This window comes from Kribbella sp. NPDC051620, from assembly GCF_044453825.1.
GTDB lineage: Bacteria > Actinomycetota > Actinomycetes > Propionibacteriales > Kribbellaceae > Kribbella.
Genome location: NZ_JBITDB010000001.1, coordinates 336,844 through 348,464, shown reverse-complemented (window position 1 = coordinate 348,464; position 11,621 = coordinate 336,844). Strand labels below are relative to the sequence as shown.

The 11,621-nt window shown below is 63.6% G+C and carries 10 protein-coding genes; 1 reads left to right on the top strand and 9 read right to left on the bottom strand.

Features of this window, described 5'->3' with window-relative positions; genetic code table 11:
* Window positions 1–42 precede the first annotated feature (42 nt).
* From ACIA12_RS01625 to ACIA12_RS01585, 9 genes are all read right to left on the bottom strand, one after another.
* Entirely contained in the window at window positions 43–435 is a 393-nt protein-coding gene (locus ACIA12_RS01625; RefSeq protein WP_396364851.1) for a cupin domain-containing protein, read from the bottom strand.
* Between the two features lie 45 nt (window positions 436–480).
* Window positions 481–1,449 (bottom strand): TIGR03560 family F420-dependent LLM class oxidoreductase, encoded by a 969-nt coding sequence (locus ACIA12_RS01620; protein ID WP_396364850.1) that lies wholly within the window; start codon window positions 1,447–1,449, stop codon window positions 481–483.
* 6 nt (window positions 1,450–1,455) lie between these two features.
* Entirely contained in the window at window positions 1,456–3,132 is a 1,677-nt protein-coding gene (locus tag ACIA12_RS01615) for a carbamoyltransferase C-terminal domain-containing protein (RefSeq protein ID WP_396364849.1), read from the bottom strand.
* A 17-nt stretch (window positions 3,133–3,149) separates the two neighbouring features.
* On the bottom strand, window positions 3,150–4,370 hold the full coding sequence (locus ACIA12_RS01610) for a DegT/DnrJ/EryC1/StrS family aminotransferase (protein ID WP_396364848.1): 1,221 nt from the start codon (window positions 4,368–4,370) through the stop codon (window positions 3,150–3,152).
* On the bottom strand, window positions 4,367–5,428 hold the full coding sequence (locus tag ACIA12_RS01605; RefSeq protein WP_396364847.1) for a Gfo/Idh/MocA family protein: 1,062 nt from the start codon (window positions 5,426–5,428) through the stop codon (window positions 4,367–4,369). The genes ACIA12_RS01610 and ACIA12_RS01605 overlap by 4 nt, the downstream gene beginning before the upstream one ends.
* 58 nt (window positions 5,429–5,486) lie before the next feature.
* Entirely contained in the window at window positions 5,487–6,128 is a 642-nt protein-coding gene (locus ACIA12_RS01600; protein ID WP_396364846.1) for an HAD family hydrolase, read from the bottom strand.
* Complete coding sequence (locus tag ACIA12_RS01595; protein WP_396366018.1) at window positions 6,019–6,936, bottom strand: ROK family protein; 918 nt, start codon at window positions 6,934–6,936, stop codon at window positions 6,019–6,021. The genes ACIA12_RS01600 and ACIA12_RS01595 overlap by 110 nt, the downstream gene beginning before the upstream one ends.
* Window positions 6,937–7,924: 988 nt before the next feature.
* The gene (locus tag ACIA12_RS01590) at window positions 7,925–9,208 is read right to left on the bottom strand and encodes a cysteine desulfurase (protein WP_396364845.1); all 1,284 of its coding nucleotides are present in this window, start codon (window positions 9,206–9,208) and stop codon (window positions 7,925–7,927) included.
* A 779-nt stretch (window positions 9,209–9,987) separates the two neighbouring features.
* Window positions 9,988–11,232 (bottom strand): type IV secretory system conjugative DNA transfer family protein, encoded by a 1,245-nt coding sequence (locus ACIA12_RS01585; protein WP_396366017.1) that lies wholly within the window; start codon window positions 11,230–11,232, stop codon window positions 9,988–9,990.
* Window positions 11,233–11,271: 39 nt separating this feature from the next.
* Here ACIA12_RS01585 and ACIA12_RS01580 point away from each other — a divergent pair, with 39 nt between their 5' ends.
* Entirely contained in the window at window positions 11,272–11,508 is a 237-nt protein-coding gene (locus tag ACIA12_RS01580; RefSeq protein WP_396366037.1) for a hypothetical protein, read from the top strand.
* Window positions 11,509–11,621 lie beyond the last annotated feature (113 nt).

The following is an 11,621-nucleotide window of genomic DNA, read 5'->3' as shown; positions in this document are numbered from 1 at the left end:
TACTTCGGTTGTGGATGACATGGTGTCGCACTCCTGTGGTGTTCAGCTGTCGACGTCGGCCGTGGACTCTGGGTAGTCGGCGGAGATCCCAAGATCCTGGGCCTTGGCTGCCACCGGGTAGAAGTAGACGAGTTTGACGTCTTCAGCCGTCTCGTTGCGGAGCGAGTGCAGGGCGCCGGCCGGGGCCAGCACGGCGTCACCCGGGGCAGCACGGCACACCTCGTCGCCGGTCATGCAGGTGGGGTGACCGGCGACGACGTAGAACGCTTCTTCCACGTCGTGACGGTGGGGCGGCACATAGGCGCCTGGGTGCAGCACCAGCTCGCCCATGGAGACGGGGCTCGAAGTGGTGCCCTCATCGAGAAGCATGCGCTTCTCGGTGAGCGGAAACCGGCCGGGACCTGGGGGACGCTCGTCCTGAGTGACGATGGGCATATCCGTTCCTCTTCTCATTCGCAGTGTTCGGGTTGGTAGAAGCAGTCAGCGCGCGACCCTCGGTGCCTGGCGGGCCGCGCGAATCGGTGCGATAACCTCCGCGCCGATCAGACGCGGGTGATCCAAGTCCTCCACATCGAGGAATTGGAGGTAGACGCGATGTAGCCCGATCGCGCCGAGGACCTCGAGCCGGGTGAGTACGGCCACCGGAGAGCCCTGAGCGAGCACGCCGCGCCCAGCGCCGGCATAGGGCTCCATACGACGCTCGCGCACGGATGTCTCCGCCTCCGTGGCACCGCAGCAGACGGTCAACACGGTGGATATGCGCAGGTCGAGCGGATCACGCCCGACGGCCGTACACGCGGCGCTGACCTTCGCGATCCGATCTACCAGTACATTCAGATCGGCAAAGGGGATGTTGAACTCGTCCGCGTATCGCGCGGCGATGGCTGGGGATCTGCGCGGCCCGCGCCCTCCTACGATGAGTGGCGGTCCGCCAGGCTGCACTGGAATTGGAAGCGCGGGGCAGTTCTTAAGACGGTAGTGGGCACCGTGATAGCTGAAGCTTCCCGTTTCGCTGGATCGCCAGAGACCACGCAGTATCTCCAACTGTTCGGTGAATCGGGCAAACCGGTCGGCGACCGAAGGAAACGGGATCCCATGTGTGTGATGCTCGGCCTCATACCACCCTGCGCCAAGTCCAACCTCCAAACGCCCACCACTCATCTGGTCCAGTTGCGCCGCAGCCACGGCCAAGGGGCCAGGTAGCCGAAAGGTGGCCGAGCTCATCAGGGTGCCCAGTCGCAGTCTCGATGTGTCCCGGCTAAGTGCGCTCAGTGTCAACCAGGCGTCGGACGGGCCCATGCCAGCAGGGATTTCGCCCTCAGCAAGGTAGTGATCAGAGAGGAACAGCCCATCGAAACCCGCTTCTTCGACTGCGTGCGCGAAGCGCAGGATCTTGTCGTAGCCTGCGCCCTGCTGCGGTTCGACGAACGCGCACACGGAGATGGGCATGCTCATTCAGTCCTCAGTCTGCTGGGCGAGAAAGAACCGCCCGTCGAGGTAAAGGCCGTCAAGACCCAGGGAGAAGAACGCGTCGATTGCGTCAGCTGGGGTTTCCACCACCGGCTCGCCCCGGCGGTTGAACGAGGTGTTGAGCAGTACTGGAACTCCGGTAAGCCTCTTGAACTCCCGCAACAGGCGCACCAGGAAAGGGTCGGTATTGTCATCGACGACCTGTACGCGTGCGCCACCGTCCACGTGGACAACCGCAGGAGCCTCGCGGAGGCAGCGTTCCGTCCCGTGAGCGATCTTCAGCATGAAGTGGTCGCGGGTGGCCTCCGGGTGGAACCAGTCCGAGAAGTCCTCGGCCAGAACCATGGGGGCCAACGGACGGAAGGGCTCGCGGAGTTTTATGTGCCGGTTGATCCGCTCCTTCATTTCGACGGTGCGTGGGTCGGCCAGGATGCTGCGGCCCCCCAACGCCCTCGGACCGATCTCGGATGATCCATTGAAAACACCGATCGCGCTGCCGCCGGCCAGACGAGCCGCAAGTCCCTCGGGGGAGGAGATCATGGGGTCCAGAGCGAGTCGTGGGTAGACGGCGTTGACGGCGGTGGTGATCTCGATCTCGGAGTAGCGCCGGCCTGGGCGGCCGATGGCCGGGTTGAGCGGGGCTCCGTTAAGCGTGAGAGCCAAGGACCCTTCTCCGTGCTCCTGCCGGTCCAGCCACAGCGCTCCGAAAGCGTGGCCCACATCCGTGGCGTGCGGAGCGACCAGCAGACTCTTCCCGGCCGGCAACCGTTCAGCGAGGACACCGTTGGCGACGGTGTTCAAGCCACAGCCACCCGCCACGGCGAAAACGTCGTAGTCGTTCGGGTCGTACAGCTCGGAGCAGCGCACCAAGGTCTCGTTGAGCAACTCCTGCACGCTCGCAGCCAGGTCGGCCTTCGCTTGGAAGCCGCCGCCGCCGCGTTCCACGAACTCACGGAGGGCGCCCTCCAGGTCTCCCGAAAAGAAGTCGACCTGGAAGATGTCCTCGAACGTGCTGCCGAGCGTGACGTATTTCTTCAGCAGAGGCAGGGCGGTCGGCTGCCCATGGCCCGCGAGCCCCATTGTCTTGCCCACGTCGTCGGGCTCAAACCCGAGAACAACGGTGACGAGCTCGTAGAGCAAGCCGATGGAATTGGTGACACCGTTCCCGTATTCGACGTGTTCGAGCAACCCCTCGCCATGAGTGCCGCCCAGGTAGGTGAGCTGGTCGTCCTGGGCCTGGAAGAAGGAGAAAGTCTCCCTCTTCACCCGCGGTACGGGCGACCCCGGATCCTGACGCGACGAGGTGACCGACCCCATTCCGTCGTAGACGAAAACTGCCGCTCGTACGCCCGGGTCGAGCATCATGTGGACGGATGCAGCGTGCGAGATGTGGTGCGGGTAGAGGGTGAGTCGGTGGCCGGAGTAGATGTCGCGAACCTTGTAGGGCAGAAGATCGCTGGAGACGATGCGAGAGACGTCGGCGAGGGTGATGTCCTCAGCTCGGAGGCAGTAGTCCACCGCACCCGCAAGAGGATTCTGGAACCACAGGGCGCGTCCGTGCTTCACCCTGCTGATGCGTTCGCTTTCGATGGCGACTTTGATGTCATCGCCGTACATGAGTGCGGCGGAGAACTCGTGGGAGGAGCCACCGAGGCCGAGCACCCATTCCGGAGTCTGGTTCACAGCTGGTCCTTTGTGTTGGTGTCGTGTGATCGGTAGTAGTGATCGAGCTTGCGCATCGCGTCAACGATGTCGCGGATGCCGGATCTGCCGTCGAGCAACAGACGGTGGTGTAGCCACACCGAGCTGCGCGCCGCGTCCTCTGCGACGGGGCAGACGGCCAAGGCGGTCGCCGTGCCCGCGAAGGCGGCCGCTTGATGGAAGGGCTTGTACATGCGACTCGCGGGGACACCCTCGGCGGTCAGGGCTTGTGCGTACTCGTCAGTCGTGATTCGGGCCAGGACGGCCTCCGAGAGACGGATGACCACCATGTACCAAGGCATGCTTGTCACCCGGGCATCGATGCGTGTGACAGTGCCCAGGCCAGCCGATTCCAGCTCCTCAGCAAGGAACAGCGCAGCAACCTCTCGACGCGCCTTGAGATCCTTGAGGTCTGCCGTCTGCGCGAGCACCAGTGCTGAGCTGAACTCGGAAATGCGGCCGTTTGTAGCACCGCCGATGTGCTCGTATGCCGCACTTCCGCGTGCCCTGCCGCAGTTCGCTAAGCGCCGGACACGTTCGGCTAGTTCATTGTCGTCTCTGACAAGGATGGCACCGCCCTCGCCGCCAGAAAGAAGCTTCGCTGCCTGGAAGCTCAAGGTCGCCACGTCACCATATGAGCCGACTGGGCGTTGGTTCCACTGGGCGCCAACGGCCTGCGCCGCATCCTCCACGACGTACAGCCCGTGCACAGAGGCCAGTGCTGTGACCGCGTCGAGATCGGCGGGCTGTCCGGCGAGGTGAACAGGAACGATCGCCTTGGTCCTGTCCGTGATGCAATGTCGTGCCGCTTCCACGTCCAAGCAGAGCGTGTCCGGCAACACATCGACGGGCACTGGGCTGGCCCCGACCGCCGCCACTGCGGAAGCGGTTGAAAAGAAGGTAAGAGCCGGTACCAGGACATCGTCACCGGGGCCTACGCCGAGGGCCCGGAAAGCGATCTCTAGCGCCACTGTGCCGTTGGCCACGGCGACGCTGGCGCCGACACCATGGTACGAGGTGAGCCACTCCTCCAGCCGCTCCGCCGAGCCGCCGCCAGACTGCCACCAATGACCACTGCGCAGAACCTTGAGTACCGCCTGCTCCGATCGATCATCAGGTCGAGGCCATGCAGGGTAAGGCTGGGTTCGTAGGGGTTGGCCGCCTCGAATGGCCAATTGGGCTGGCGCTGTTCTAGTCATATGGGCCTTCCCTGTTCCAAGATCCCCTCAGCCCTCTCCAACAGATGTATGGACTTCCGTGTCGGCTCCATGTCAGTGATCCAGGTCGTGTTCCCCCGCACAGCCCCGATCAGGTGATCGAACTGCGCCGAGTACTCAGTGTGTTGACGATCTTGCGGTACGTACGAAGGCGTCCAGGGGCCGCCGTCATGGCTCATGCTCAGCGCGGGCGTCTCGACCGTCTGACGGTGGGGGCTCCACCCGAACACCGTCTGAAGCATGAGGGCGCCCGCTTCCCCTACGACGAGCAGCCGGCACATGTCATGCGGCAGACCTGAGTCCCACGACGCCTCGATACGGCACAGTGTGCCGTCGGTTCCCTGCGCGGTGAGCAGGACCGTGTCGTAAGCCGGCGGCGTTACGTCGACACAGGCACTTCCGTACCAAGAGGCGACCAACGGGGCGCCCGCCGGGCGCAGCCGCGTGGCCTGGGCGGTCACCGCCGATTCCGTCGGGTCCCACTCAGTCATCCACAACGCTAGGTCCGCAAGGTGTGAACCCAGGTCCCACAAAACCCCCTGGCTGAGCGGGCCAGGACGCGCCGGAACTCCTCTGGAACGCAGCCAGGAGAAGGTGAGCATGCGGGGCGCTCCGATGGAACCCTCCCTGATGCGTTGCGCCATGTACTGAACGTCGGCTCGGTACCGGTTCGTCATGCAGCAGAACATGCCGACGCCGTTCCGGCGGGCAAGCCCCATGAGTTCCGCAACCTCACCACTTGTCATGGCTAGGGGCTTCTCGCAGATGACATGCTTTTGAGCCAGCAGGCAGATTCGTATGAGTTCAGCGTGTGTGGGGCCGGGCGTACATACGCACACCACGTCAACGTCTGGTATTAGCGCTTCGAGCGATGCGTAGGTTGTGGTGCCCCAATCACGGGCAACCACGTCAGTGTCCGGCAGAGGGTCCACGATGCCGACCAGTCGGATGCCGCGGCGGTCCGCGAAGTAGGGGAGCTGCGCCTTCCGGGCGATCCATCCCGCGCCCACGATGCCCACCCTGAGCGTCTGTTCACTCAACGGGTACCCTCCCCAGCGATATGGCCATGGTCTCCGTGCCGTAGCCGCACCTGCACCCTCACGCGATGGCTTCTAGCAAGTACGGCAGCAGTTCACTGGGATGCTGGAGGAAACCATCTGGTTCAGCGGCTTTTAGTTCCTCAACGCGGCCCATTCCCCATGTGCACGCGACGGTCCTGGCTCCCGCGGACCGGCCAGACTGTATGTCGAACGCTGAGTCGCCGACGACCACGGAGTCACTCGGGTCGTACCCCAAGGTTCCGCAGAGCAACAGCACGCCATCGGGCGCCGGCTTCGGGGTGAAGCCGTCGGACCCGGCGGCCACCGCTCCAAAGATCCGATCAATGGAAAAGTATGTCAATATCTCGTGCGTGCGCTCCCTGTCTTTTCCGGTGAGAATAGCAAGAGTGATTCCTCGCCGATGCAGTTCTTTGCAGGCATCCAGCGCTTCCGGCACAGCATCAATATCAGCGATTCTGCGTTGTGCTGCCGCCTTGAAGACCGGTGCCATCTGTTGCGGCAATCCTAATCGCCTCAGGATATTGGGAAAGGAATCGCCCAATAGGTCATAAAAGTCGTCCAGAGGAGGCTCACCGTTGCCTCCTACTACAGCTATGAACGCTTCCCTGAAGGACTCTTCCATGACGTTCCGTGAATCGATCAGCGTCCCGTCGAGGTCGAATATAATCAAAGGAGGCATCAAGGCTCCCGCCAGTAGCAGCCACGGCTAGGTCCAATGAACCCAGCAACGCAGATTCGTGAGGTCGCGACGACAATCGCGCATCGCAACCAGTACCAGCGAACTCTTCGGTGAGCTCGCGGAGAAGGAAGTCGGCAAATTCCGGGACATGCCCGAGGAGGCCGCCGGTCAGAACCACACCGTCAAGTCCGGAGGCAGTAACGAAATCCGCGACGACCGTACTGAGGTATCCGCGCCTAGCGCCTGCCAGGAGTTCCTCGAGCGTGGAACGATCTCGCCGCTCTCCGAGGACTACCGCTTGAAGGCAACCTTGTCGCCCACAGGGGCACGGAGTGGTGACTCCAGGCACCCGCAGATGCCCGAACGTGCGGGCACCACCCGATCGGCTACCGCGTGGCAGACCGTCGACCACGGCCACGCCGCCGAGGCCGGTGCCGAAGGTCAGGCAAAGGTAACTGTCGAGCCCTTCGCCGGCCCTGCGTCTTTCGCCGAGGGCAGCGCAGATCCCATCATCGAGCACCAGCGTGATGCATGGATCAGCCCACGGCATTCCTTCAAATAGCTGACAGCCAACCCAGGTAGGCCGCCTCGGCCACGATTCCACGACTCCCTCCTTGTTGAGCGAGCCTGGAAATGAGATACCCAGAGGAACTGTCGGTCCGACATTATCAAGGAGGGCAGCGTTTATCTCACGCAGACACTGGATCGGATCATCCGCCGTGCGGCCGCGTATTTGTACTGCTGGGTTCTTTTGGTCGACCAGTACCCATTTACTCGCCCCTATGTCGAGGCCAACGCCTCCAGGCATTCCATTCCACTCCAAGACGGCCTCCCTCGGGCAAGCGTGTGATAGGCGAGCGCTATCAAGCGTTAGACGACTGGCATGGCAGAGACTGTCAGCTTTTTCCGCCTACGCCAAGGACACGTGTGGCATCGATTCCAAAAGACCGAACCACCGAAAGAACTTATCACGTTACTCTATAGGGGAGCATGGCCCGCAATCACTTGTCCAGGCCACTATCACACAGTGGGATAATCAAATTCCAATCACATACGGGGTGCGTCCGAAAGGCGGCAGGCGCACGCCGGCAGGACTCCTTTTGGATGCCTGGGTGACATTCAAAAATAGCCCTGCCCAGATGCTGAGTGGCATGGCAGAGCTGCCGGAACGTAGGCCGGAAGCCATAGCCCCTCGGGATGCCGCGGAGCGCACTCCGCATTGAGGAGCCCTGCACTTGATATGGACGGCGCCCCTGCTATGGGGAGTTGAGACGATGTGGAGATCAAGGCTCGTGTGGCTGTATTGGTCGACGACGGGTTGGGGTATGGAGCAGTCCAACAACTTCAGGTAGACGTGGAGCAGCAACTCGTGGTCAGCAGGCCCGAACGAGCCTTATGGACATCGCTAGCGAGCCGCTGAGCCGGGAAGGGGCGAAGTTGCTCCAGGTTAGTCCAGGTCGTCACTCGGAGCTACCGAGTTGCAGGTTGTTGCAATGCCCAGCTTGCGAGCAGCCGATGGGCAGCTAGCCGCCTGCCAGATGACGATAGGTAGCGCAGCGAACTGACAGGCATGCCGTCACGTGAGACGGCGGTAGATGAAAGGCGGCAACCGCCCGCAGTGTGGGCGGGTCGGCTGCCGGCGTCGTCTTCGCAGGTGCATACAACAGTGCAGGTGACGCTCACGTCTCGGGCTGGATATCTCCGCTCGTCGGCTTGGGAGGCCAACCAAGAGCGGACATCGACATTGGTGTCGTGAGCGTAGATCCGCTCACGATGCCCAGATGCTGGTCAGGAAATCATGCTCCCAGGAAGAAGCGCCTTGCCTCCCGCACGCCGGTTGCGAGTGCGTCGACCTCCTGCTCCGTGTTGTACAGGTAGAAGCTCGCCCGGGTAGTCGCCGGAATGCCGTAGCGGATGCAGAGGGGGCGCGCGCAATGGTGGCCGACCCGCACTGCCACGCCGAGGCTGTCTAGGACGTGGCCGACGTCGTGCGGGTGGATGCCCTCTACCGTGAAAGACACCGTCGCGCCGCGGCTCTCCATGGAGGAGGGGCCGATGATGTCTACGCCGGGGATGTCCGTGAGCACGTCAAGGGTCCGATGCGTCAGCGCGTCCTCGTGGGCGCTGATTTGGTCGAGACCGATGTCCTGCAGGTAGTTGATGGCTGAGGCGAGAGCCACCGCCTGGGGGGCCATAGGCACGCCGGGCTCGAAGCGCTGAGGGGGTGGAAGGAACGTCGCACCCTCCATGGTCACTGTCTCAATCATGGAGCCACCCGTAAGGAACGGCGGCATGGCCGCGAGCAACTCATGGCGCCCCCAAAGCACGCCGATTCCCGTTGGGCCGAGCATCTTGTGCCCTGAGAAGGCGAGAAAATCGGCCCCCAACGTCCGTACGTCCACGGGCTGGTGCGGCACAGACTGCGCGCCGTCTACCAGCAACAGCGCTCCTACCTCGTGAGCACGCCGAGCGATGATGTCGACAGGATTGACCGTGCCCAGGACGTTGGACTGATGGGTCACAGCGACAATCCGGGTGTTCTCCGACACCACTTTGTCCAAGTCATCCAGGTCCAAGCGCCCATCATCAGTCACCCCGAACCACTCCAGTGTCGCGCCTGTCCTGCGCGCGAGTTGCTGCCATGGGAGGAGATTGGCGTGGTGTTCCATCTGCGTGACCACGATCTTGTCCTTCGGCCCGACCGCAAGTTCGGTGAGGCCCGGCTCGGCCGTCACAGCGTTACTCATGGCATACGCCACCAGATTGATAGCCTCGGTGGTGTTACGGGTGAAGACGATCTCGTCTTCGCGCGCCCCGATGAAAGAGGCGACTGTGCGGCGCGCCTCCTCGTAGAGGTCCGTGGCCTCCTCGGTGAGCTGATGAGCACCTCGATGCACGGCCGCATGATGGTTCAGTACGAAGTCTCGCTCTGCATCGAGCACTTGTACGGGGCGTTGGGACGTGGCGCCTGAGTCGAGGTAGATGAGCCGCTGCCCACCACGCATCTTTCGACTGAGGATAGGGAAGTCTTGCCGGATCCGGTCGATGTCGAAAGCATTCAACTCTGACTGCGTGGGCATCAGCTGGTAACTCCTCAGAAGGCGTCGATTGATTCGTGGGGTGAGCTACACAGCGCGAGGTCGCCGTCGGGAGCCGGTGCCTGTCTCCGCTCCCATTCCGGCCGGGCCAGTGCTCGGCCGGCATCGCTACAGGACCCCGCCGCGCAGCGAACTGGAGTGCACTCCGAAAGGTTGGAGACAACGGTGTCGGCTTAATCGTAGTTGAGGGGCCTCCCCTAACCGAGAATGGCCGCTCATCGCGGACGTCTTCTTCGAGTCGACAGTGAATACGGTCAGATACGGTGAAGGCAGCTGGACGCGCAGCGCCATCGAGGGGCCGTCCTTCAAGGAGGGCGCTCCGCAGATCGACGCTGAGCCGTCCGCCCTACCGGTTGCAACGACCTGCAAATTCGGACCCGCGCCAGCGGTGGATCGTAATGGCCCGCACAGCTACGGCTCGGGTCGGTGGGTGGTTCGGGAGCAGCCGAGAATGGAGCTCCAGTCTCGGAGGCGGCGGAGGGCGAGGGTTAGGTCTCGGTGGAAGTTCAGAGGGTCCGAAGGGGATGCGTCTTCTAGGTAGCAGGCTTCCCAGAAGGTGCGGAGGGCGGAGAGTTCTTCGACCAGGGCTCCGTGGTTGGACCAGCAGGGTGGGATGACCTTGTGGTCTAGGCGGTAGCGGTCGGTTGCCCAGTCGACCCAGGTGGTTAGGCGGTCGAGCTCGTCGGCCAGGTCTGCGGTGTCTAGGTCGCGCCAGCAGATGACGTACGGGTCGTTTGTTGGGATCAGGCCTAGAGCCTTGGTTAGGTCATTGGGCGTGAGGTTTCGAGGATGCTGCGGCGGATCTGGTCGGCGTCTGGGCGGCTTGGCCATGGGGTCATCTTCAGGAGGATTGGTGGGGCGGTACGGGCGAGGAGGACGCCGGTGCCGAAGGGCAGTGTGCGAATGACGTCCGGCGGGAGAATTGGGAGCCGGCGGGTGCTGGTGGAGATAGTGCGGCCGCCGTCGGCGCCGCGGCTCCAGTTGCGGAGTTCTTCGTCTCGTTCGCCGCAGACAGCGGCGAGGTCTTGGAGGTCGCGGGGCTGGGCGGAGCCGCCGAGGATGAGGCGGAGGGTGGCGGCGTCCCACATTGCTGCGGCGGCTTGTTCGCCCCAGCGGTCGCGGGCTTGGGCGAGGGACTGGATGACCACCAACGTGGAGATGCCGGAGCCGCCGCCGTCCGCCATGAGGCCCGGGAGAGACGGTACTGCGCAGAGGTTGGCGATCTCGTCGAGCACCATGGCTAGCGGTGGTTCGAGTCGGCCGCCAGCATTGCCCGCGGCCATCTGACGTGCTGACTCGGTGATGTCCTCGAGCAGCGCGGCAATGAAGGACGAGGTCGCACTGGCGCCGGCGCCTGTTCCGAGGAGGTAGATGGTGCCCTTCTCCTGGATGAACTTCTTCGGGTCGAGGCCCTCCCCCTGCGGTGGGTCGAAGGCCTTGCGGACGGCTGGATCGGCGAGAGCGGACAGGGCTGATCGGACGCCGGCCCAGATGGCGTCGCGAGTGCGGCTCTCCATCCTGACTATTCCGTCCAGGGTGTCGCCCCAGCCCTCGGCGGCCAGCGAAGACTGGTTGAGGATGGTGACGGCTTCGATCGCGGACGCCGGCTCGAGTCCCCACCGGTAGAGCTGGGAGATGCCGGTGTCGTCGATCGCCGCAGCGTGCAGGAGACCGCGCAGGGCCATCTCAGTTTGTCCGTGCCAGAAGGCGCCGTCACTGACGCCGCCCTTGGCGAAGCCCGCGCCCGCAGCGAGGCCGCTGGCTCTGACCATGGCAGTTGTCGGGTTCTCACAGCCGCGGACCGGGGACCATCGGATGCCCTCTGCCTTTGAGAGTCCTTGGGGATCGAAGATGGCGACCGGTCCAGTCCTTCGGCGGAGCCCGAGGGTGGCGAGCAGGTTGTCGGGTCGGGTAGATGTCGTGACAGCTGCGCCTGGCGCATCGATGATGGTGCCGATGATCTGGTGGAGTCCCTTGCCTGCGCGAGGAGGACCGACGACGATCACCGAGTCCTCGACCGAAGCCCAGCATTCACGCCTCCGAGAGTGCCCGAGCAGATTCCCGACCTCGGCAGGCGAACCGCTTGGCGCGAGCGGCCGCGCCGCATGTCCACGGCGTACGACCTGCAGACGACCAACCGTCGCTTCGATGTCAGCCTTGGTGGCGAGCCCTGGCCGACGGGCAAGAGCACGTCCTCGACTCGCGGCTCCCGCTCTTCTACGCAGAATCAGCTGACCGAAGACCGTGCCGCACGTCAGCGGCAGAGCGATCAGCATGCCTAAGACGGTCCAATACGTTGCTGGCGGCAACTCATTCCGTTGCAGTCCGAAGGCGTTCGCGGGATCACCCGGGTGGAGAAGCACGCCGAGGCTGTCGATCCATGCAGCGTCGACCC

Bases quoted from the DNA above. Each gene is read 5' to 3' on its own strand.
- ACIA12_RS01595 (WP_396366018.1), bottom strand. From the start codon at position 6,936: ATGCCTGGAGGCGTTGGCCTCGACATAGGGGCGAGTAAATGGGTACTG.
- ACIA12_RS01610 (WP_396364848.1), bottom strand. From the start codon at position 4,370: ATGACTAGAACAGCGCCAGCCCAATTGGCCATTCGAGGCGGCCAACCC.
- ACIA12_RS01620 (WP_396364850.1), bottom strand. From the start codon at position 1,449: ATGCCCATCTCCGTGTGCGCGTTCGTCGAACCGCAGCAGGGCGCAGGC.
- ACIA12_RS01625 (WP_396364851.1), bottom strand. From the start codon at position 435: ATGCCCATCGTCACTCAGGACGAGCGTCCCCCAGGTCCCGGCCGGTTT.
- ACIA12_RS01600 (WP_396364846.1), bottom strand. From the start codon at position 6,128: ATGCCTCCTTTGATTATATTCGACCTCGACGGGACGCTGATCGATTCA.
- ACIA12_RS01590 (WP_396364845.1), bottom strand. From the start codon at position 9,208: ATGCCCACGCAGTCAGAGTTGAATGCTTTCGACATCGACCGGATCCGG.